The sequence below is a fragment of the Rhodococcus quanlei genome (assembly GCF_055231015.1).
Map to the genome: position 1 here is coordinate 16,160 of NZ_JBUYWD010000026.1, position 20,532 is coordinate 36,691.

General features: G+C 65.2%; 20 protein-coding genes and 1 pseudogene. 15 read left to right on the forward strand and 6 right to left on the reverse strand.

Features of this window, described 5'->3' with window-relative positions:
• Positions 1-43 precede the first annotated feature (43 nt).
• Positions 44-979: a helix-turn-helix transcriptional regulator gene (locus ACZI8Q_RS18475; RefSeq protein ID WP_463375029.1), complete on the reverse strand. Its 936-nt coding sequence runs from the start codon at positions 977-979 to the stop codon at positions 44-46.
• Positions 980-1,081: 102 nt separating this feature from the next.
• On the opposite strand from ACZI8Q_RS18475, the gene ACZI8Q_RS18480 reads away from it, so the two are divergent.
• The 9 genes and pseudogenes from ACZI8Q_RS18480 to ACZI8Q_RS18520 all read left to right on the forward strand — a co-directional run bounded on the left by ACZI8Q_RS18480 (position 1,082) and on the right by ACZI8Q_RS18520 (position 8,251).
• The gene (locus tag ACZI8Q_RS18480) at positions 1,082-2,554 is read left to right on the forward strand and encodes an MFS transporter (protein ID WP_463375030.1); all 1,473 of its coding nucleotides are present in this window, start codon (positions 1,082-1,084) and stop codon (positions 2,552-2,554) included.
• 10 nt (positions 2,555-2,564) lie between these two features.
• Positions 2,565-3,470 carry an aldo/keto reductase gene (locus tag ACZI8Q_RS18485; RefSeq protein WP_463375031.1) on the forward strand — a complete coding sequence of 302 codons (906 nt, stop codon included), beginning with the start codon at positions 2,565-2,567 and terminating at the stop codon, positions 3,468-3,470.
• A 45-nt stretch (positions 3,471-3,515) separates the two neighbouring features.
• Positions 3,516-4,562, forward strand: a complete 1,047-nt coding sequence (locus ACZI8Q_RS18490) for a zinc-binding dehydrogenase (RefSeq protein WP_463375032.1) — start codon at positions 3,516-3,518, stop codon at positions 4,560-4,562.
• Between the two features lie 91 nt (positions 4,563-4,653).
• Positions 4,654-5,067, forward strand: coding sequence for a (R)-mandelonitrile lyase (locus tag ACZI8Q_RS18495; RefSeq protein WP_463375033.1), 414 nt, complete (start codon positions 4,654-4,656; stop codon positions 5,065-5,067).
• Positions 5,068-5,123: 56 nt separating this feature from the next.
• Positions 5,124-6,122, forward strand: coding sequence for a quinone oxidoreductase family protein (locus ACZI8Q_RS18500; protein WP_463375034.1), 999 nt, complete (start codon positions 5,124-5,126; stop codon positions 6,120-6,122).
• A 67-nt stretch (positions 6,123-6,189) separates the two neighbouring features.
• Positions 6,190-6,534: pseudogene (locus tag ACZI8Q_RS18505) on the forward strand (Na+/H+ antiporter NhaA); the annotation flags it as partial.
• Positions 6,482-6,946, forward strand: coding sequence for a hypothetical protein (locus ACZI8Q_RS18510; protein ID WP_463375086.1), 465 nt, complete (start codon positions 6,482-6,484; stop codon positions 6,944-6,946). The pseudogene ACZI8Q_RS18505 and the gene ACZI8Q_RS18510, both read left to right, overlap by 53 nt.
• Positions 6,947-7,089: 143 nt before the next feature.
• Positions 7,090-7,761 carry a hypothetical protein gene (locus ACZI8Q_RS18515; RefSeq protein WP_463375035.1) on the forward strand — a complete coding sequence of 224 codons (672 nt, stop codon included), beginning with the start codon at positions 7,090-7,092 and terminating at the stop codon, positions 7,759-7,761.
• Positions 7,762-7,777: 16 nt separating this feature from the next.
• The gene (locus tag ACZI8Q_RS18520; RefSeq protein WP_463375036.1) at positions 7,778-8,251 is read left to right on the forward strand and encodes a helix-turn-helix domain-containing protein; all 474 of its coding nucleotides are present in this window, start codon (positions 7,778-7,780) and stop codon (positions 8,249-8,251) included.
• Here the strand turns inward: ACZI8Q_RS18520 and ACZI8Q_RS18525 are convergent.
• Positions 8,248-9,423, reverse strand: coding sequence for a PucR family transcriptional regulator (locus ACZI8Q_RS18525; RefSeq protein ID WP_463375037.1), 1,176 nt, complete (start codon positions 9,421-9,423; stop codon positions 8,248-8,250). The genes ACZI8Q_RS18520 and ACZI8Q_RS18525 overlap by 4 nt on opposite strands.
• Positions 9,424-9,573: 150 nt before the next feature.
• On the opposite strand from ACZI8Q_RS18525, the gene ACZI8Q_RS18530 reads away from it, so the two are divergent.
• The 5 genes from ACZI8Q_RS18530 to ACZI8Q_RS18550 are packed head-to-tail and all read left to right on the forward strand — an operon-like array spanning position 9,574 to position 14,495.
• Positions 9,574-10,611 carry an SMP-30/gluconolactonase/LRE family protein gene (locus ACZI8Q_RS18530; RefSeq protein ID WP_463375038.1) on the forward strand — a complete coding sequence of 346 codons (1,038 nt, stop codon included), beginning with the start codon at positions 9,574-9,576 and terminating at the stop codon, positions 10,609-10,611.
• Between the two features lie 5 nt (positions 10,612-10,616).
• Positions 10,617-11,873 carry an acyl-CoA dehydrogenase family protein gene (locus ACZI8Q_RS18535; RefSeq protein WP_463375039.1) on the forward strand — a complete coding sequence of 419 codons (1,257 nt, stop codon included), beginning with the start codon at positions 10,617-10,619 and terminating at the stop codon, positions 11,871-11,873.
• A gap of 2 nt (positions 11,874-11,875) precedes the next feature.
• On the forward strand, positions 11,876-12,676 hold the full coding sequence (locus tag ACZI8Q_RS18540) for an SDR family NAD(P)-dependent oxidoreductase (protein ID WP_463375040.1): 801 nt from the start codon (positions 11,876-11,878) through the stop codon (positions 12,674-12,676).
• Positions 12,673-13,416, forward strand: a complete 744-nt coding sequence (locus tag ACZI8Q_RS18545; protein ID WP_463375041.1) for an SDR family oxidoreductase — start codon at positions 12,673-12,675, stop codon at positions 13,414-13,416. Before ACZI8Q_RS18540 ends, ACZI8Q_RS18545 begins: the two co-directional genes overlap by 4 nt.
• On the forward strand, positions 13,413-14,495 hold the full coding sequence (locus ACZI8Q_RS18550) for a phosphotransferase family protein (protein ID WP_463375042.1): 1,083 nt from the start codon (positions 13,413-13,415) through the stop codon (positions 14,493-14,495). Before ACZI8Q_RS18545 ends, ACZI8Q_RS18550 begins: the two co-directional genes overlap by 4 nt.
• A 60-nt stretch (positions 14,496-14,555) precedes the next feature.
• Here ACZI8Q_RS18550 and ACZI8Q_RS18555 read toward each other — a convergent pair whose 3' ends face one another.
• The 4 genes from ACZI8Q_RS18555 to ACZI8Q_RS18570 form a co-directional block, all read right to left on the reverse strand.
• Positions 14,556-16,667: a DUF6924 domain-containing protein gene (locus tag ACZI8Q_RS18555; RefSeq protein ID WP_463375043.1), complete on the reverse strand. Its 2,112-nt coding sequence runs from the start codon at positions 16,665-16,667 to the stop codon at positions 14,556-14,558.
• Complete coding sequence (locus ACZI8Q_RS18560) at positions 16,630-17,016, reverse strand: hypothetical protein (RefSeq protein WP_463375044.1); 387 nt, start codon at positions 17,014-17,016, stop codon at positions 16,630-16,632. The genes ACZI8Q_RS18555 and ACZI8Q_RS18560 overlap by 38 nt, the downstream gene beginning before the upstream one ends.
• 329 nt (positions 17,017-17,345) lie before the next feature.
• The gene (locus ACZI8Q_RS18565) at positions 17,346-18,209 is read right to left on the reverse strand and encodes a lysostaphin resistance A-like protein (RefSeq protein ID WP_463375045.1); all 864 of its coding nucleotides are present in this window, start codon (positions 18,207-18,209) and stop codon (positions 17,346-17,348) included.
• 43 nt (positions 18,210-18,252) lie between these two features.
• Positions 18,253-19,407 (reverse strand): PrsW family intramembrane metalloprotease, encoded by a 1,155-nt coding sequence (locus tag ACZI8Q_RS18570; RefSeq protein ID WP_463375046.1) that lies wholly within the window; start codon positions 19,405-19,407, stop codon positions 18,253-18,255.
• A 469-nt stretch (positions 19,408-19,876) separates the two neighbouring features.
• Here ACZI8Q_RS18570 and ACZI8Q_RS18575 point away from each other — a divergent pair, with 469 nt between their 5' ends.
• Complete coding sequence (locus ACZI8Q_RS18575; RefSeq protein WP_463375081.1) at positions 19,877-20,530, forward strand: cutinase family protein; 654 nt, start codon at positions 19,877-19,879, stop codon at positions 20,528-20,530.
• The last annotated feature ends 2 nt before the right edge of the window (positions 20,531-20,532 follow it).

Below are 20,532 nucleotides of genomic sequence, written 5' to 3' on the forward strand. Positions count from 1 at the left end.
GCGCGCCGACTGCCGTGCCCTGGAGACCAACCACTGTCGCCGTCTATCTCCATTCTCCGGGCTGGGTGAAATTGCTCGTGGGGTTCAGCTCGGTGGCGGCCTCGTGTTCTCGGGTTGCCGCCCAGGAGGCGAGGAGCTGTAGTCCGTCATGGGACGGTGAACTGGGCACGGCGGTGTAGACGTTGAGCTGCAGCCCGGGGTCGGCCGGCAGCAGGAGCGCCTCGTAGTCGAGTTCGAGGGTGCCGACGACCGGGTGGTGGAAGATCTTGGTGCCTGTCCGGTGGTAGCGCACATCGTGGGAAGCCCAGAGGCGACGAAAGTCCTCGCTGCGCGTGGACAGCTCTCCGACCAGGGCGGTGAGGTCTTTGTCATAGGGGTTCTTTCCTGCTTCCGCCCGCAGGATCGCGACCGCGTCGTGCGACATTCGGGCCGCTTTGGCGCCCCAGAATTCTTGTGCTGCAGCGGGGTCGAGAAATTGGAATCGTGCGGTATTGACGGGTTTGTTCGCGACGCGTTCGAGTGAGTCGAACATCGGTGCGTACAGCGCGCGTCCCAATTGGTTCGCGCCGAGCACGTCGAGTCGGCCGTTACGGACGAACGCGGGGGCGCCCTCGAGGGCATCGAGAATTCGCTGCACCGCGGGCCGGAGCGTGGGCGCCGGGGTGCGGCGGGCACGTGCCCGTGCCGCACCCGAAGCGTTGGCTGCTCGGGCGAGGTCGAAGAGGTGGCCGTGTTCGGCTTCGTCGAGTTGCAAGGCTTCCGCGAGTGCCTCGAGGACTTCTTCGGAGACACCGCCGAGGTTTCCCCGTTCGAGGCGGGTGTAGTAGTCGACGCTGACACCGGCGAGCATCGCCACCTCCTCGCGCCGCAGACCGGGCACTCGCCGGTTGCCGCCGTACGCGGGCAACCCGGCTTTGTCCGGGGTGATCCGCGCCCGGCGAGTGGCGAGGAATTCGCGTGTCTCTGCCTTCAAGTCCATGATTTCGACCGTACGACGGCATACCTGCCAGCGGGAGGTACTGGCAATACCCGGTACATCAGAGACTCCTGCGTCCGGTGGTCGTGGAGTGTGCTGGCGTTCATGACCAGGACATCCATCGTCGCGCCGCCGGTTTCCGTGCCAATACGCCACATCACCGCACAAGCGAGTACTCGGAGGGCTCGCCCAACTGCGATCCTCGCTATCATCCTGGCCGGCTATTTCATGGTGATTCTCGACAACTCGATCGTCATCACCGGCCTGCCACACATCGAGGACGAACTCGGTCTCTCCGCGGATTCGGTCACATGGGTGCAGAACGCCTATCTGCTCACGTTCGGCGGTTTGCTGCTGCTCGGGGCGCGCGCCGGTGACATCCTCGGCCGACGGCGCACCTTCGTTCTCGGCCTGGTGCTGTTCACCCTGGCGTCGGTGGTGGTGGGTGCCGCGCCGACGGGCGGCTGGCTCATCGCTGCCCGAGCTGTGCAGGGTGCCGGAGCAGCGGTGCTGGCGCCGTCGACCCTTGCACTGCTGACGGCAACGTTCAGCGAGGGCCCGTCGCGCGTCCGCGCCACCTCCGCCTACGGCGCGGTCGCGGGGGTCGGAGCGAGCGTCGGCCTCGTGGCCGGCGGACTGCTTGCCGACCTTGTCTCGTGGCGCGCCGGGTTCATGATCAACTTGCCGATCGGCGTTGTCATGCTCGTCGCCGGATTGAGGCTGCTCCCCGAGACCAACCGAACCCCCGGCCGGTTCGACATTCCCGGCGCGCTGCTGGCGACGTTGGGACCCGCACTGCTCGTCTACGGCTTCGTCACCGCCGGAGAATCCGGCTGGGCGTCGCCGGAAACCCTGGGAACGCTGAGCCTCGGCGTCGTGGCGCTCGGTGCACTGTTAGCCGTCGAGCGCTCGGCCATCGAACCAGTGCTGCCGCTGAGCCTGTTCGCCGACCGGGAACGAGTGGGCGCCTACCTGTCCCGAGGACTGTTCATCGGCGCGATGATGGGCTTCTTCCTCTTCACCAGCCAACATCTACAGGATGCGCGCGACTTCTCCGCCTTGGCGGCCGGATGCGCTTTCTTCCCGATGACGGTGGTCAACTTCGCGGTCGCCCTGGCCGTGCCCCGATTCCAACGCAAGTTCAGCGGTCCAGCACTGCTGGTGGCAGGTCTCATGCTCGCCGCGGCGGGCATGGCCTGGCTGGGTCTGGTCCATGACACCACCGCGTATGCCACCGGGATCGCCGCGCCCATGGTCTTGATCGGGGCAGGGCAGGGCCTGGCGTTCGGGCCGATGACCTCTTCGGGCATCGTGCGAGTGGCACCCGCCCAGGCCGGTGCCGCGTCGGGAACCGTCAACTCTGTGCATCAACTCGGCGGCGCACTGGGCATGAGCCTGGTACTGGCCGTGTCCTCGACTTACCCTGCCGCAATGACCGCAGGCGCGGTCCTGCTGACCGCGGCTCTGATCTCCGCCGCAGGGCTGGTGCTACCGGCGAGCCGCCGGCCGATCGACACTGACCGGGTCTCGGCAGCGGGGTACCAACAGTGCCTGCCTCATCCGGCCGATCGTTCGTAGCGTGAAAGCCATGACGACGAACACCGATCCCACCGCAATCCCCACCGTCACCCTCAACAACGGCGTCACGATGCCCGCACTGGGCTACGGCGTCTTCCAAACCCCTCCCGACGAGACCATCGACGCCGCCGCCGAAGCCCTTCGCGTCGGCTACCGTCACATCGACACCGCCGCCGCCTACGGCAACGAACGCGAGGTCGGTGAGGCCCTTCGCCGGTCCGGTCTCGACCGTGCGGACGTGTTCCTCGAGACCAAGATCTGGATCAACGACTACGGATACGACGCCACACTGCATGCGTTCGACAAGAGCGCCGGCAAGCTCGGCGTCGACACCATCGACCTGCTGATCCTGCACCAGGCACTGCCGAGCAGGTTCGACCTCACAATCGACGCCTACCGCGCACTCGAGACACTCCTGGCCGACGGCAAGGTCCGCGCAATCGGCGTCAGCAACTTCATGCCCGAACATCTCGAGCAACTGTCGCAGGCCACGTCGGTCGTGCCGGCGGTCAACCAGGTCGAGGTGCACCCCTACTTCCGGCAACCTGCCGTCCTCGCCGCCGACAGCGACCGCGGCATCATCACCCAGGCGTGGTCGCCGATCGGCGGCATCACCTTCTATCGGGACTCCGAGCACACCAGCACACTCGACGACCCCACCATCGGCGCCATCGCCCGAGCCCACGGCAAGACACCGGCACAGATCATGTTGCGCTGGCACCTGCAGCAGGGCCGCTCGGCGATCCCCAAATCCGTGACACCGCACCGCATCACCGAGAACTTCCGTGTGACGGACTTCGAACTCACCGCCGACGAACTCGCCGCGATCGACGGCCTCGATACCGGCCTCCGCGGCGGCCCCGAGCCGGCCGACATCACCCTGGACAACTTCGGACTCGACATTCCCGAAGCCTGACTCGTCGAACCCGACCTTCACCCCCCCTGAAAGGCAACTCCTTCCATGAAAGCAACATTCATGTACGGCGCCGGCGACGTTCGCATCGAAAGCGCACCTGATCCCGACATTCGGCAACCCACCGATGCCATCGTGCGCACCGTCCTCGCCTGCGTCTGCGGATCCGACCTGCACCCGTATCACTCCATGACAGCCGGGGCGGCCAACCCCATGGGCCACGAACTCATCGGCATCGTCGAGGACACCGGAAGCGCTGTCACCAAGGTGCGCAAGGGCGACTTCGTCATCGCCCCATTCGCGTATGCCGACAACACCTGCGTGTTCTGCCGCGAAGGATTCCACACTTCCTGCATCCACGGCGGCTTCTACGGCTCCCCGGAAACCGGGGGATTGCAGGCCGAACTCGCCCGCATCCCGCAAGCCGACGGCAGCCTCGTCGTGGTGCCCGGCGTCGACCCGTCCACCGCCGGCGACAGGCTTCTTGCGTCGCTGCTCACGCTATCGGACGTCTACCTCACCGGCCATCACGCCGCCCACATGGGCCGCGTCGAGCCCGGCAAGACCGTCACCGTGATAGGTGACGGTGCGGTGGGCCTGTCCGCAGTGCTCGCCGCCCGCCAGATGGGTGCCGAACGCATCATCCTCATGGGACGACACAAGCAGCGCACCGACCTCGGACGCGACTTCGGCGCCACCGACGTCGTCGCCGAGCGGGGCGCCGACGGTATCTCCCAGGTCATGGAACTCACCGAGGGCGAGGGCTCGCACGTCGTCCTCGAAGCGGTAGGCCACATGCCCGCCTACGAACAGGCCTACGGCATCGTCCGCCCCGGCGGCGTCATTTCCCGCGTCGGTGTCCCGCAGTACGAGGACGCGCCGATCGGATTCGGCTCGCTGTTCGGTAAGAACGTCACCTTGACGGGTGGGCCCGCCCCCGTCCGCGCCTATCTCGAGGACGCGATTCCGCAGGTACTCGACGGGCAGATCGACCCCGGCAAGGTGTTCGACGTCCAACTGCCGCTCGCCGAAACAGCCGAGGCCTATCGGCTGATGGACGCTCGCGACGCCCTCAAGGTTGCCCTGCGGCCATGACCCGGGCAATGACTACCAGCGCAGAGGAGAGACCGATGACCGACTGGACCGAGACGGACCTGGCCGCAATCACCCAGTAAGGAGCAAAGACATGGAGTTCATCGATCCCGTCCCCACCGGCAAGGGTACGGACGCCCAATTCACCGGCGACGTCTGGTACGACGTCATCTTCGCAGGTGAGGAGCCGTCACGGGTGCGCGCGAATATGGTGCGCTTTTCTCCCGGGGCGCGCACGTTCTGGCATCACCATGTGCTGGGTCAGACCCTGCACGTCGTGACCGGTATCGCGCTGGTCGGCACTCGCGATGGTGTCGTGTTCGAAGCCCATCCGGGAGAGACGGTGACCTGCCCTGCAGGTGAGGAGCATTGGCACGGCGCCACCGAGGACCGGTTCATGGAACATCTCGCCGTCTGGGAGGGCGACGGCACGACCACCTCGGAGACCACGTGGCTCGAAGAAGTCACCGATCAGCAGTACGCCGCACCCCGCACCCGCCGGAACTGACCGTCGACCGAGACGGAGCCTGCGGGTTCCGCCTCGCGCCACGGCTCATGGAACGAATGGAGAAGATCGTTGTGACCGACATGATGCGCGCGTTGATATCCGGACGCGGACCCGAATGGGTACTCACCGAGGTGCCTGTCCCGCAACCGGGACCGGGCCAGGTTCTGATTCGTAACCGGGCGGCGGCGACCAACAATGCCGACCTGCCCATGCTCGCCGAGGCCGACCCCACCCATGGTGGGCACGGCAAGGAATTCATCGCCGGCTTCGAGTACGCCGGTGAAATCATCGCTCTCGGCGCCGGCGTGGAGACTTGGAAGATCGGTGACGCGGTGATGGGCTCGATTCCATCCTCCTTCGCCGAGTACGTGGTCGCCGATCACCGGTTCGTGCTGCCGCGCCCGACCGGACTCGCCCCCGAGACAGCATGTGCGCTTCCGACCGGACTGCTGACCGAGCACGGCGCTCTCAGCACCGCCGGATTCGTCTCCGGGCAGAGCGTCTTGATCACGGGTGCATCGAGCGCGATCGGACTGATCGGCGCCCAGATCGCCAAGTCTCTCGGCGCGTCCCAGATCATCGGCACCACCCGCACGGCAGGCAAACGTGATCTGCTCACCGCGGCGGGCGTCGACACCGTCATCGTGACCGACGAGCAGGATCTGACCGAGGCGACGTTGGCCGCGACCGGCGGCAAGGGTGTGGACGTGGTGCTCGATCACGTCGCCGGGCAGACCTTCGCGCAGTGCCTGTCGGCCACTGCTGTGGATGGGCATGTGGTCAACATAGGTCGACTCGCCGGCCCGGTCTCCACGATCGACATCGACGCGCTGTCCTACCGGCACCTCACGGTCCACGGCGTCTCCTTCGGATTCACCCGCGACGTGGAGATGGCCGGCATCATCGCGGGCCTTCTGCCCGAGGTGATCCCCGCTGTCGCCCACGATCGGATCCGGCCGGTGATCGACCGGACCGTGAACATCACCGACTTCGCGCAGGCTGCCGGCCGGCTCCGCTCCGGGGAAGCGGTCGGCAAGATCGTGATCCGCCCGTGACTGCACGCAGGCCTGCCGCATCACCAACGGAACGAGACAGTGCCACACCGACGGAAATCATGACCCGATGACCAACGACGCACGCGCGCAAAGTAGTTACCGGACGCGTGTGAGAGCGCTGCGCGCGCGGATGGGCGATGATGTCGGCGCGGCCGCCCTGTTGTTGGGTGCGACGGTCCTGGCGCTGGTGTGGGTGAACTCGCCGTTCGGCGACACCTACGACACCTTCTGGGATACCGAGTTGAGTGTCGGATTCGGGAGCAGCGAGCTGACGTTGACCCTGCAGCACTGGGTCAACGACGCACTGATGGCGTTCTTCTTCATCGTGGGGTTGGAAGTCAAACACGAGTTGGTGCTCGGTGAACTCGCCGACCGACGTCGGGCTGCGGTTCCCGCGCTTGCCGCCTTGGCGTTTCCTGGGGGCATTCGACCTGTTCGACCAGACCACCGTCCAGCGAACGGCCATCGTCATCGACGACGGCGAAGTCCTGCACCTGACCGTGCAGCAGCTGCACGAGGCGCTCGCCGCAGACCCCGACCTGCGCGAGCTCGTACAGCGGGCGTTTCTCGTTCGTCACGCGATCGGGGTCGAACAGTTTGCTGATATACGCATAATCGGACGTTCCAGCAGCCCGCGCACACGCCAGCTCAGGGACTGGGCCGACGAGCACGGCCAGTCCTCGGTGCTCATCGATATCGATATCGACGACACCGCCGACACGTACCTGGGCAGACTCGGCCTGACCGAGGACGACCTGCCCGTGGCCGTGCTCCGCGGCAAGCAGGCTGTACTGCGTGACCCCGACGAAGCCGATTTGCGGTGACGCGCTACAGGTCCCGGGCTGAACGCGGGAGTTCTCAGGAAAGTCGCGACGAGTTGCCCGGACTCGAGTGACGCGCGCCAGGTTACAACTTGCCCGAATAGGATAAGCTGAATTATCAGTTCAGATAACCCCGAGGAGGCACGGTGGGCAAAGGGGACTTCGACGCGGTGCTGCGTTCGGCGGCCCGTTTGCAGGAGCTCGTTCCGGACGCGGTGCTTGTCGGCGGGTCCGCCGCGGTGTTGTACGCCGGCCATCGAGAGTCATACGACCACGATCATGTGCTGGTCGATCTGGAGGAACGGTTCGACGCAGTTCTCGATGCACTCGAATCAGATCCGGAGTGGGTGCTCAACAGAGCGGTGCAGGGGAAAGTCCTGCTCGGTAACCTCGGTGACATCGAAGCGGGGGTGCGCCAGCTCATCCGGAATCGGCCGCTGGAAACGCGGCGCGTGGAACTGCCAGGCGGAGCGGAAGTCACTGCCCCCACTGCGGAGGAGACTCTCCGAATCAAGGCGTACTTGCTGGTCAAGCGGAACCAGACCCGCGACTATATTGGCGTCGCGGCACTGTCCGAAAGATTTGGCGTGGAGTGGGCTGCCAGCGTCTTGGCCAGCATCGACGACTACTACTCCGCCAGTCGAACCGGGGGAGATGACGTCGCCAGCCAAGTGGTTCGGCAACTCGCTGAGCCAAGACCGAAGGACAGCAGAACGACGGCCTCGCTAGGCAAGTACAAGGGACTGGCACAGCGATGGACGGACTGGACATCGGTGGTGCAGCAGTGTCAACGCATCGCCGATGTCATGCTGAACTGATCAGAATGGAGACGCGATGTGCGCGCTTGCGTTCCGCAATATCTCTGCGACTCCGGAGGATCCGGTCGAGCAGTGGGGTGTCGAAGGTATCTTGGCGGCGATCGATCGGGGATCACTGCAGCATTGGCGGAAGATCCGTCGAGCGGTCGCGCAGGAGCCATACGGCCCCGTCGCAGCCGATCTGGGGGAGGCCCTGAGCATCGCCGAAGACAGGGGTGCCCGGGCGGCGTTGTCGCGTGCGCTCACCGAGGCCCGCACCGGTGAGCAGAACGCCGCTCGGGTTGAAGTAGCCCGGCGTCTGCGGGAGTGCGTGGAGGCATCGGGTCTGTCGGACCGGGCATTCGCAACGCGCCTGGGCACCTCACCCTCGCGGATGTCGACGTATCTGTCGGGAGGAGTGACCCCGTCTGCGGCGTTGTTGCCGCGGGCGGAATGGCTAGCTGAGCGATGCCAGAACCAAAAGACGGAACTCCCCACACACGGCTGCTAGCGGGAGCGTGTGCGGTTGAGCAGCCACCAGGCGACGATCAGGTCGTCGGTGCGGTCGAGGTCCAGACCGGTCAGCTCGGAGAAGCGGGTGAGCCGGTTGCGGATCGTATTCCGGTGCAGAAATAGGGTTTCGGCGGTGTCGTCGATTCGGCGGTCGCAGTCGAGGTAGGTTTCGACGGTTGTGCGGATCTCGTCTCCCACCGCGCCGTGGCGGTCGAGGGGAGCCAGATGCTTGTCGGCCAGTTGGCCGGCGGCGTCCTCGGCGGCGCCGAGCAGTGGTAGGGGACCGAGCGAGGCAAGATCGACGAGACCACTGCGGCCGTGCGCGACGGCGATCGCAAGGGCATGGCGGGCGTACCGGTAGGAGCTGGGGGCGTCACCGAGTTGAACTGCGGGGCCGAGCGCGACGGGACCGGGGTGCGCCAGACCTTCCGGTGTGCGCGGAAGCAGCGCGACCAGATACTGGTCGACCACGGTGTCCACGACCGGGAGCTTCGCAGTGGACCCCCGATTCCGCAGGGCCGCCAGCAGATCCGAATCGGAGCGTTGTTCCTCCCACGGGACACAGGCGATCCGGTAGTTGTGATCGGGATCGACCCGGTGCGCTCGCGCGGCCTCGCGTATTTCCTCGGGCGAGAGGCCGCCGTGGACGAGACGGCGCAGGAAATCTGCTCGTCGTGCTGCGGTGGCCATTGTTCGTTCCTGCGACACCATGTGCACGGTGGCCGAGGCGGCGGTCGCCCACTCCCATGTGAGGTCTTGGATGTCATCGACGGTGCCGGCGGGCAGGTGTTCGGCGGTGGCACGCTGCCGGATGAGCTCGACGATCCGCCGGGCACCCAGTTGCAGGCTGTGGGCGACCAGATCGAGCGGAATCTGCTGGTCCGACCAGGTGCGGGCGAGCGTGGCCAGCTCACTGAAGTCGGCGTCGACCGACTCGCTGCGCAACTGCTGCACCGCGATGGCCAGAACCGCGCGGGTGTTCCGCTCGACCGAGGTGGGATCGACCTGGTCGTAGCCTGGAATGTGCTCCCGGTAGAGGCGGGTCAGATCCTCCGAGATCTCGGTCAATTCGGGATCGTCGTCGGCGATCATCGCCGCGATCCGGGCCGCGACCTGCTGTCGGCGCGGCCCGAGCCGGATGCCGCGCCCGAGTGCCGCGATGTCCATCATGCGATCACCCTCTCGCGCGGTCTGTGCATATGCACATCCTAGTCGGGTCCATCGCCTATTCCTTCCACACCTGGGCCCGTTGAAGAATGCATATGCCCGCTCCCAGTGGGCTCCTTCATACCCACGATTTCCGCCCGAACCGGAGGTACCGTGTCCGACACCGTTCGACCCACCCCTCGGATGAGCCCAGTTCGCTGGACGCCACCCGTCGCCCCGGACCGGGCGCGGCAGAAATCCTCCGTACCGGCGCTGCCCGCCGTACGCCGCATCGAACTACCGGGCGACGGGCCGGAAGATGTCGTGATCGACGCCGACGGATTCGTCTATTGCGGCATCGCCGACGGATCCGTCCTGCGTGTAGACCTCCGCAACGGCGCGGTCGAGACGGTGGTCAATACGGGCGGCCGACCCCTGGGCTTGCACGCCGAAGCCGACGGCTCACTGCTCATCTGCGATGCCTACCGCGGGCTACTGCGCTGGCCCGGCACCGGCGATGCCGTCGAGGTGCTGGTGGACGCCGTCGACGGAGAGCCCCTGAAATTTCCGAGCAATGTGGTCGCCGATCCAGAAGACGGCACGATCTACTTCACCGCCTCCTCGCATCGGTGGCCGCTCGAGCACTGGAAGGGCGACCTCATGGAGCATTCCGGCACCGGCCGACTCCTGCGCCGCACACCCGACGGCGCGGTCGACGTCCTTCTCGAGGGTCTGCAGTTCGCCAACGGTGTCGCCTTCACACCGGATCGGCAGTCGCTGATCGTCGCCGAAACCGCGGGCTACCGCCTCAACCGCTACCGGCTCCGCGGACCCGGAGCGGGCACGCGGGAAACCCTTGTGGACAACCTCCCTGGATTCCCGGACAACATTGCACTGGGCAGCGACGGATTGATCTGGGTGACCCTGGCCTCGCCGCGCAACCCGATACTCGACGCGCTGCTGCCGCGCGCAGGTGTACTCCGCAAGCTGTTGTGGAAGTTGCCCGACCGCTTGCAACCTGCGCCCGAACGCACCGTCTGGGTGCTCGGCGTCGCCCCGGACGGATCGATCGTGCACGACCTGCAGACGGACGGGTCGTCGTACTCCATGGTTACCGGTGTAGCCGAGCTCGACGGCACCTTGATTCTCGGCAGCCTGCACGAATCCGCGATCGCGGTCACTCACGTCCCCGATTCCAACTTCCGAAAGTAGAAGAAATGGACTTCGCTCCCAGCCCACGCGCCGCCGACCTGGCCGACCGCGTGCGCCGCTTCATCGACGAGAAGATCGTCCCTGTCGAGGAGCAGTACCACCGCGACGTCGACGCGCTGCGCGCAACAGGCGACGCCTGGACACCGCTGCCCCTGCTGGCAGAACTGCGGGCGCAGGCCCGCGAGGAAGGGCTGTGGAACCTGTTTCTGCCCGCCGCCCACGCCGGCGAGTACGCCGCCCGTTTCGGCACCGATGGCGGTGCGGGCCTGAGCAATTCCGACTACGCACCCATCGCCGAACTGACCGGCCGCTCCTTCCTGGCCCCGTACGTGTTCAACTGCAACGCTCCCGACACGGGAAACATGGAAGTGCTTCTGCAGTACGGGGATCAGGCCCAGCGCGACCGCTGGCTCGACCCACTGCTCGACGGAACGATCCGCTCGGCATTCGGCATGACCGAACCGGACGTGGCGTCCTCCGACGCGACGAACATGGCAGCCACCGCCGAACTGGACGGCGACGACGTGGTGATCAACGGCCGCAAGTGGTGGACCACCGGTATCGGCCATCCCGACTGCAAAGTCATCATCTTCATGGGCCTGACCTACCCCGAAGCAGACAAGCGCGCGCGGCACACGATGGTGCTGGCGCCGACCGATACTCCCGGGGTCAAGATCGAGCGAATGCTGCCCGCGATGGGCCGCTTCGACGAGCCGTTCGGGCACGGCGAGGTGTCGTTCGCCGACGTGCGGGTGCCTGCCACGAACATCCTGCTCGGTCCGGGTCGAGCCTTCGAGATCGCCCAGGGTCGTCTCGGCCCCGGCCGGGTGCATCACTGTATGCGGCTGATCGGGCTGGCAGAGGCCGCACTGGAGGCGGCGTGCCGGCGTGGCACGCAGCGCACCGCGTTCGGTCGCCCGCTCGCCCGCCTCGGCGGCAACCGTGAACGAATCGCCAAGGCCCGCATCGCCATCGACGCAGCACGGCTGTTGGTGCTGAACGCGGCCTGGAAGTTGGACACCGTCGGAGCCTTCGGCGCGCTCAGCGAAATCAGTCAGATCAAGGCGCACGTCCCCGCCATGGCCCAAGAGGTCGTCGACTTCGCCATGCAGATCCACGGCGGCGCTGGGCTTTCCGATGACTTTCCGCTGTCCGCGGCGTGGACGACGGCCCGGGCCATCCGGCTCGCCGACGGCCCCGACGAAGTGCATCTGGATCTGGTCGGGCGCCTCGAGCTCGCCAAATACCCCAAGGAGGGATGAACATGGCCCGCGTACTGATCACCGGCGGCGCCTCGGGACTGGGTGCGGCACTGGTCCGCCTCTGCACCGCCCGTGGCGACAAGGTGCTGGTCACCGACCTGGCTGAACACTGCGACGTCCCGGTCGGCGCCACCTACCAACAACTCGACGTCACCTCCGAAACCGATTGGCACCGAGCTCGCCAGACGGTGCTGGACACCATGGGTGGCCTCGACATCCTGATCAACAATGCCGGGATCGCTGCCGGCGGCCGGATCGACCACATTCCGAACGAAGAGTGGGTCCGGGTCATGAACATCAACGTCCTCGGCGTCGCCAACGGCTGTGCGACGTTCGCGCCGACGTTCAAGGCGGCCGGGGGTGGACACCTGGTGAACACCGCGTCCCTGGCCGGGCTGGTGCACCCGCCCGCAATGGCGTCGTATACGGCGGCGAAAGCCGCGGTCGTCGCGCTGAGCGAGAGCCTGCGCTACGAACTCGCACCCTACGGCGTGGCCGTGTCCGTCATCTGCCCTTCGTTCTTCCGCACAAATCTGTCCTCGTCGCTGCACGACGGCGATCCACTCATGACCACGGTGGCCCGCAAGCTGATCGACCGTGCACCCCTGGATGCTGACACCATCGCCGCCGCGGCGTTGGCCGGTGTCGACGCACGGAAGTTCCTCGTCCTCCCGGATAGTGCTGCGCGGAAGGCGTATTGGAGCAAGCGGCTACTGAAGCCGCTCTACGACCGCCAGATGGCGGGTATGGGTCGCCGCATCGCCGCGGGCGCACTTTCCGAGGCCGAAAAGGAGACTCGATGAGCACGATCGTCATCACCGGAGCCAGCTCCGGGCTGGGCGAAGAGATGGCACACCAATTCGCCGCTCTCGGTTACGACCTCGGCCTCTGTGCGCGGCGCCTGGACCGCCTGGCGACGCTGCGCGAGGAACTCCTCGCCGCCAATCCCGGCATTCGGGTGTCCATCGCCGAGCTCGATGTCACCGACGACGACGCCGTCGAGCGAGTTTTTGGGCAGTTTCAAACCGAATTCGGCACGCTGGATCGGGTCATCGTCAACGCCGGTAGCGGGTCGGGTGCAGCGCTGGGGACCGGCGGGCAGGCCGCCAACCGGCGCACAGCCATGACGAATTTCGTCGGAGCACTGTCGCAGAGCGAGCACGCGCTCGCGATCTTCCGGGACCAGGGACGCGGTCACCTGGTGCTGATCTCGTCGTTCTCCGCGCTGCGCGGGATGCGACGCTCCATGACCACCTACGCGGCCAGCAAGGCGGGTGTCGCCGCACTGGCCGAGGGCTTGCGGTCCGAACGCATACCGGGCGTGGATGTCTCGCTCATCTGCCCCGGATACATCCGTTCCGAGATGAACGCCGCAGCTGCCGACCGCACCAAGTTCATGGTCGACACCGAACCGGGCGTCCGGGCCATTGTGAAGGCCATCGAGGCCCGCGCGGACGTGGCCCACGTGCCGCGCTGGCCGTGGGTACCGCTCTCCGTGGTCATGAAGGTGCTGCCCCTCTCTATCGTGAGGAAACTGACATGAGCCAAGCCTCCACGCGCTCCGATGCGCGCGATTTTCGCGCCGAGGACGCCTTCGATGTCGCCGCCTTGGCTGCGTGGCTGCAGGACTTCGTCGGCGACGAAATCCTGTCCGGTACGCCCGATGTGCGCCAATTCTCCGGCGGCGCATCGAATCTGACCTACCTGTTGCAGTATCCGGAACGCGATCTCATTCTGCGGCGGCCGCCGAGCGGCCGGCACGCTGGGGCCGCTCACGACATGGGGCGGGAGTACCGGGTGCAGACCGCCCTGAACCCGGTCTTCGACTACGCACCGGCCACCGTCGCGCTGTGCGAGGACGACCAGATCATCGGCACACCCTTCTATGTCATGGAACGCCTCGACGGGCTGATCTCCCGCAAGGAGCTGCCACCCGAGGTGGATCTCACGACGGAGCACGTCCGGACACTGTGCACGAACGTCCTCGACGTGCTCGTGGACCTGCACACCCTCGACCCGGGGGCCGCGGGACTGAACTGGATGTCCAAAGGACCCGGCTACGTCGACCGGCAGCTGAAGGGCTGGTCCGACCGCTACCGTCGCGCCAAGACCTGGAATGTCGGCTCGTTCGAATCAGTGATGGCCTGGCTGGCTGACAACCAGCCGCCGGACCGCGGGTCCGTGGTGATCCACAACGACTTCCGATTCGACAACATCGTCCTGGACCGCACCGATCCCACCCGTCCCATCGGGCTGCTCGACTGGGAGATGGCGACGATCGGCGATCCGCTGATGGACCTCGGTGGGGCGCTGGCGTACTGGGTCCAGGGCGACGACGGGCGTGCGTTCAAGGCCTTCCGCCGCCAGCCTACCCACGTCCCCGGCATGCTCAGCCGCCGCGAAGTCGTCGAATACTACTGCCGCCGAACCGGTATCGGCCTGACCGATCGCGAATGGGCCTTCTACGAGGTATTCGGCCTGTTCCGGCTCGCCGTGATCTGCCAGCAGATCTACTACCGGTACCACCACAAGCAGACCACCAACCCGGCCTTCCGGTTCTTCGGCATCGCCACCGTGCTACTCGAACGCCGCTGCCGCAGCATCATCCGCAAGAACAAGTGACCTGACCACGGCCCGGGCCACAAACCTCGACGGGCTGGAGCTTGGTCTGCGGGTAGTCGTTCAGTCCTCGCCTGGGCCGACTACCCGCAGCCCCTCTGGTGGTACTTCCCGGACGATGAACTCGTCGTCGACGTCGGTCACGATGGCAACATAGAACACTGGCCGGCCGCCGATTTGAACGTGGCATCCGATCGTAAAGCCCGGGAGTCGGGGGATTCGCTGGGCAACTGGTTCGCCGCCCGCGATGTCGTCGTCGGGGTGGAGCCGTGCAGCCTCGGCCAGTACTGCTCGCTGTACGACGTCTCGGTCGACCAGATCATCGTCATCGGTCAGCAGTGCGGAAGCCACCGGTTCAGTGCATTTGAACGGCACTTCGAACCTCATCGATCGCGACAGTCCTTCCTGTGGCGCTGGTGGGACGTAGGGTGCGAACGTGATGCGGTACGCCGCGATCGGTCGATGGGAACCGCGGTCGATGACGAGTGTCCAGTAGCCGTTGTGCGTCGTAATGGTGCCGCGCAGTGCTGGGCCCCCACTCGAGGTCGCATCCAGAAACTCGTCGTAGCCGAGAAGTTCACCGTGCGTGCCGTGTTCGGCGTCGCGGGTGTGAGCGTGAACATCGGCCAGTTCGACCTCGAACAGACGCACCGGATAGCGATACTTCCATCCTGAGATCTGGGTGTGGAACTCCCTGAGCGCGTCGGTATCCAGATCGTCTGCGATCCAGTGCGCGATCTCCCGTGTGGTCACTTCCTCGACGGGACGGTCGGGTTCCGGGAAACCGCGAAACACCCCGTCCTCGTCGACGCTGTCCGCGAAAGATTCGAAGTCCATGTTCGCGATCGACAGGTTGTTCTCCACGCCCCACATCTCCGAGGGAATGACACGGAAGGTGCTTCCGCGTGGCTGTTCCGGTTCGTCGGGCCCGGTGTAGACGGTGACGATGGGCATCTCGGGGTTCTTCACCGTTTCGGCGTCGACGAGAAACACGTAGTAAGGAGACGGTTCACCGATTGCCTCTAGAAGCCCGTCGACGGTCAGCCCGTCGTACTCCGGATTATCGATGCAGGTCAGGTAGGCCGCGAAGTCGGTGCCGTCTCCCTGGGGTACCGGAGCCATGGCTGCGACGGCGATGTCCCGCCAGGCGGCGTCGTCGCTGAAGTCCGTACGGATGAGAAGCGACTCCCCCTCGAGATGGTCGGTAAGAGCTCGTCCCGTGCCGAGGGTGGCGAGCACCTCCGCTTCGCGTCGATCGTGCTCCTCCGCCGCGAGCTCGGCCGCTATCTCAGCGGCGTCGCGGTCAGGTGGATCGACTGGAACGATCGAGTCCACGATCCGAGCACAGTCGTCTTGGTTCATCTTCTCGTAGCTGCGGATTTCGTACGTCCAGTCACCGATGGATTGGCGATAGCGTTCCGGTGTCGAATCGTTCGGCCACTCGACTGTCGGTTCGCCGATCTCGGTCACCCATCGGCGCAGTGTGAAATGTGGCGCGTGCCCGCTGATCGACAGACTCAGTTCGCCGGTGCGGGCATCCCCGGATTGCGGCTGCGCGTTCGTCTTCATCGGCAGCCATGTCGGAAGCGCGTGAGGAATCCCAACCAGAGCGCGCTGTCGTTCCTCGTGCTCGCGGTGGAATTTCGCCATATCGTCCTCGGCCGGACGTGACGGGCCGGTCCACCTGAACAACGTGGGCTCGAACGATTCGTCAAGGCTGGGATCTTCCAGCTCCATCCAGTCTTCGCCTCGCTGCCAACGCACTGCGATGCCGAGTTCCGCGTCGAACACGTAGGTGACCGTTTCGTTCGTCAGCTGGTCGAGGGCGCTCACCTCCCAGCCGTCACGGCCCCGAACCTGGACCGCCCTGGGCGCGCTCGGTCCGACGAATCGCTGATCGACAGACCCACGAATTGTGTTGGCAGGAAACACATCGTAGGCGCGTAGGAGTATCGACGGAGGGCTGGTACCGATGATTGCGTAGCCGGTGTTCGGGGACTTGACGGCATGGACCATCGTGCCGTCCTCGTCGCGCGACCATCTGTCGGTGATGTTCGCGATGAAAGTGGGCTCACCGGCTTCGTTCTCGTAGCGCCAGGTCTCGTCAGGTGCGTGCCACACGAGTTCCCAAGACCCGTCAGGCCGGTGGACGGTTCCGCGAACGGTCCGTCCCATCGTGCCGTAGTTCGAGCCTCGGACCTGTTCCCACGTCGGCAGCATCATCGGAACCTACCCGACAGTACTCGGCGCCGTTTGTCGGTATCCGCCCTGCGCGCACCAGGGCGGTCGTCGAACTACAGGAGCGATAGTCTGCGACACCTTCGGCCCGCCCACCGAGCGACGCAGCCCCAAAGTGATGACTGCTGAGGACGACCACGGTCTCGGGTTCAGTGTCGAGGACCGGGTCGGCGGTGACGACCACCGCCCGGTGGCAGGTGCTCCAGGCGCGGCCGTACACTGCTGCGACCGCCTCGACTGAGCTGTCGTCGTCGAGGACGGCGAGCGCCATTTCCCGCTTCTCCATTGAACTGTCGTGCGATTCCGTCCGATCTTGATGGCGCTTGGTGTCGTGGTCACCCAGCCTTTCGACCGTGTGGACACTGCCGAGCACGATGCGCACACGCCTACCCACTGCGCGGCCGTCCCCACCACGACCTTGCGGGTGCCGTCGGACCCGATATGGACGGATTCGACGATGATCCCGTCAGTCCGAACAGGGCTGAACTATTGTGGGACACGCTCGCACCATTTGTTGTTGCTGTATGCGTAGAACACCTGGTCCACAAGGGGGCGAGCCGTCAATCAATCACCGACACGATCACCGTCGGTCACCCCAGGCCACCATCAGAGCCGTCAAACGGTTTCGTTCTCGCCGATCCGTGCGGAGCGCTTAAGATTTCCTCGACGAGCCGCCAACACCAGCAGGATGACGGTGAACACGAGCGACACGGTGACTGTGACGGCGGATGTCTCCATCCCGAACTCGCCACCAGTCAACCAGTCGGAACCGTGCGTTGTGGTGAACAGCAGACCAGGCTCGCGCTCGCCGGAGACCGGAATTCCGAGGAGCGCCTCGAGCGCGTTCCACCCGAAGTGGATGCCGACCACAAACCAGATGCTGCGACTCCACAAGAAGCCTGCGCCCAGGAGGCCACCGGCAGAGATGGCGATGGCGACCGCGCTCCACAGCGTGGCATTGGGATTCGCGGAGTGAGCTGCGCCGAACAGTGACGCAGAGAGGACCAGAGCGACCCAAGGACCGCCCATTCGCTCTATCGCCTGGAGTGCGATGCCACGGAATGCAAGTTCCTCGACAATTGCGCCGCCGATGGTCCCCAGAATGATCGTGGTGATGGTGGTCGCCGGATCGATGGGTTGCCACTCCAGCGTGTAACCACCCAGCAGGACGATGAGCCCGGTCGTTGCGACCAGGAACACAGTGCCGACAGAAAGTCCGAGCAGCAGATTGCGCCCGATACGGCGGGTGAGCTCCGGGGTTCGGCGTCGCACGAGCACGCGCATGACGAACAGATAGATGCCTAGCGCAACAACGGCAACGAGCAGCGACACCACGCTACTCACAACAGAGTCTTCCCCTCCCACTATCCCGCCGATAATCACGATCAGCACGAGCAACACGAACGCGATCGGGGCCCAGACAAGGGGGAAAGCCAAAATACGTCGAATCAGGCTCGGCCGACCACTGCTGTCATTCACAGTAAATGCTCCTTATACGGTTTATGAGGACGAGACCTTTGCTTTACTGAACCCACCGAGCAGTGCCCGAGGGCGCTATTTCTGGGGCTGCGGCCAGGCGATTCATACATTGCTGCATACACTCGCGCAGGCTGCGCACCTCGCTTCGAAGACCATCGGCATCGTCGCCGCGAAGAATCACGTTGACCAGGCTCAGCTGAGCAGCTTGAAGCTCGCGGACCTGCCGGCTACGGGACGCACCTGCCTTACGGGCGCGTCGACGCGTGCGGCGCGTGCGAATGGCTTCGACATCGTCGGGCGAGATCACATCATCCGATTCCTGCGTTGCCACCTCCGCAAACGTTCTCCATTCGGAGGCAATCGCGGGTCGGTAGGCCGCAAAGTAAGCCACGACGGGAATGACGACGAGCATGGCAAGAGATAGCGTCGTGTTCAAGCCTTCCGGCTTGGGTGCGTCGATCAGGAAGTGCGCAAACCCTGATCCCAGAACTGCAAGCACCAGAATTCCCGCGCGCCTGCCGTTCGATCGATCGCGTCGCACAAGCGCGTAGCCGATACCGAGGCCGATGACGCCGCTCAGCACCCAGTGTGTGGAGAAGATCGAAATCCCCCTCGAGACAACCATCTGTATCAGGTCACTGAAGTTGTCGCCCGTGCCGTCGCTCATGCTCCCCGAACCAGCGGTCAACAGGTAAACGATGTTCTCGGTGCTCTGGAAACCCAGCCCGACAAACGCGCCGAGAACGCCCGCTTGAAGGGGTCTGACGATCCATCGGCGGCCAATAGACACGAGCACGAGGATGCCGAGCGTCTTGAACGTCTCCTCCACGAGTGGCGCAGTTGCGGCATCGAGAAAACTCAGTTCCTGCTGCGCGGCACCATGGATCGCCTCCGATATCCGGTTATTGATGACACCGGCGAAGCCAGCGGCGGCAAGCCCGCCCCAGAGCACCCCCGCGACAATCAGTTGCCAGAGGTTGCCACGGTAGAGATCCAGGAACCGGATCAGCAATGCGACCAGAACGAGGGCCACCACGGAGAATATCAGTGTGATCGCCCAGTAATCCGCAGGCATACTCTGCCCTGTTTGAGCTTCGGCCCGAACCATAAGGACGGTGGCCACAACCAATGCCACGACGTACACCCAGGACAACCATGACTTCAGTGGCCAGGCAAACTTCACTTTTCCTTCATCCATCAGAGCCGATCCTCTTGGTCAGGATTGCCCGAACAGGTTTCCATCAAGTCCGGACCACCCGAGCAATTTGTTCGCAAATAGACCATGGCATCCATACCTCGGAAATGAACCCTACCTTTCAGTCAGTCGGCAACCGGTCAGACACCACTGCCGATCGCTCTGGTGGGATCGGTCGGGTGACCGCGTACTCACGAACTGCCACCAGTTCGAACTTGACCCGCTTCGTGGTGGGGGACACGCTTCCGCGCAAGATCAACCCGAGCGAGCTGCCGTTGGCCGCGACCCGTCCGGACGGCCCTGGGCTCCGAATGTCAGGAGACACCCTCTGCGTAACCTTAGGAGTCGCCTCAATGAGGAAGAACCGATCGATCAACGCTCAGCTGGTGGAGTGGCATTCGAAATCGACAGTGGCGCACTGTACCTGCGTTCGATCTCTGGTTTCTTCGCCGCCGCAGTCGTGGCAACAGCGATGCAGTTCTGCCTGCCGACGCAGGCTGCATCCGCATCACCGTGCCCCGACATCGAAGTGGCGTTCGCTCGCGGTACCGGTGAAGCACCCGGTCTCGGCGTCACGGGAACCGCGTTCGTCGAAGCCCTGCGTGAGAGGGCGGCCGGCAAGTCGGTGGGATCGTATGCAGTGAACTATCCGGCGAGCAACGACTTCCTCAACCCGGTGCCGTTCGCTCGGACAGTCATGGACGGGGTCAGGGACTCGCGATCGCACGTGGAGTTCATGGCGGCACGCTGTCCCGGCACCAGGATCGTGCTGGGCGGATATTCGCAGGGTGGCGCGGTGGCGGGCTTCACCACCATGGCCGCAATCCCACCCTCACTGAACCCGGGGTACGCGTGGAGCGCGCCCGCGCCGATGCCGGCCGAGGTAGCCGACCATGTCGCTGCGGTTGTCTTCTTCGGCACGCCTTCGGATCGATGGCAGCGTGGCATCGGAGCACCGCCCATCGTCCTCGGACCGGCCTACGCAGCCAAGAGCACTTGGCTATGCGTTCCCGGTGACACCATCTGCAACGGCGCAGGTGCCGGCCTGCCCAACGCGCAACACACGCTCTACTCGGTCAACGGAATGGCCGATCAAGCCGCAGGATTCGTGACCAGTCGACTGTAGAA

Coding starts and splice junctions, on each gene's coding strand:
- ACZI8Q_RS18475 (WP_463375029.1), bottom strand. CDS start 979: ATGGACTTGAAGGCAGAGACACGCGAATTCCTCGCCACTCGCCGGGCG.
- ACZI8Q_RS18480 (WP_463375030.1), top strand. CDS start 1,082: ATGACCAGGACATCCATCGTCGCGCCGCCGGTTTCCGTGCCAATACGC.
- ACZI8Q_RS18485 (WP_463375031.1), top strand. CDS start 2,565: ATGACGACGAACACCGATCCCACCGCAATCCCCACCGTCACCCTCAAC.
- ACZI8Q_RS18490 (WP_463375032.1), top strand. CDS start 3,516: ATGAAAGCAACATTCATGTACGGCGCCGGCGACGTTCGCATCGAAAGC.
- ACZI8Q_RS18495 (WP_463375033.1), top strand. CDS start 4,654: ATGGAGTTCATCGATCCCGTCCCCACCGGCAAGGGTACGGACGCCCAA.
- ACZI8Q_RS18500 (WP_463375034.1), top strand. CDS start 5,124: ATGGAGAAGATCGTTGTGACCGACATGATGCGCGCGTTGATATCCGGA.
- ACZI8Q_RS18520 (WP_463375036.1), top strand. CDS start 7,778: ATGTGCGCGCTTGCGTTCCGCAATATCTCTGCGACTCCGGAGGATCCG.
- ACZI8Q_RS18525 (WP_463375037.1), bottom strand. CDS start 9,423: ATGATGGACATCGCGGCACTCGGGCGCGGCATCCGGCTCGGGCCGCGC.
- ACZI8Q_RS18535 (WP_463375039.1), top strand. CDS start 10,617: ATGGACTTCGCTCCCAGCCCACGCGCCGCCGACCTGGCCGACCGCGTG.
- ACZI8Q_RS18540 (WP_463375040.1), top strand. CDS start 11,876: ATGGCCCGCGTACTGATCACCGGCGGCGCCTCGGGACTGGGTGCGGCA.
- ACZI8Q_RS18545 (WP_463375041.1), top strand. CDS start 12,673: ATGAGCACGATCGTCATCACCGGAGCCAGCTCCGGGCTGGGCGAAGAG.
- ACZI8Q_RS18550 (WP_463375042.1), top strand. CDS start 13,413: ATGAGCCAAGCCTCCACGCGCTCCGATGCGCGCGATTTTCGCGCCGAG.
- ACZI8Q_RS18555 (WP_463375043.1), bottom strand. CDS start 16,667: ATGGGACGGACCGTTCGCGGAACCGTCCACCGGCCTGACGGGTCTTGG.
- ACZI8Q_RS18560 (WP_463375044.1), bottom strand. CDS start 17,016: ATGGAGAAGCGGGAAATGGCGCTCGCCGTCCTCGACGACGACAGCTCA.
- ACZI8Q_RS18570 (WP_463375046.1), bottom strand. CDS start 19,407: ATGGATGAAGGAAAAGTGAAGTTTGCCTGGCCACTGAAGTCATGGTTG.
- ACZI8Q_RS18575 (WP_463375081.1), top strand. CDS start 19,877: ATGCAGTTCTGCCTGCCGACGCAGGCTGCATCCGCATCACCGTGCCCC.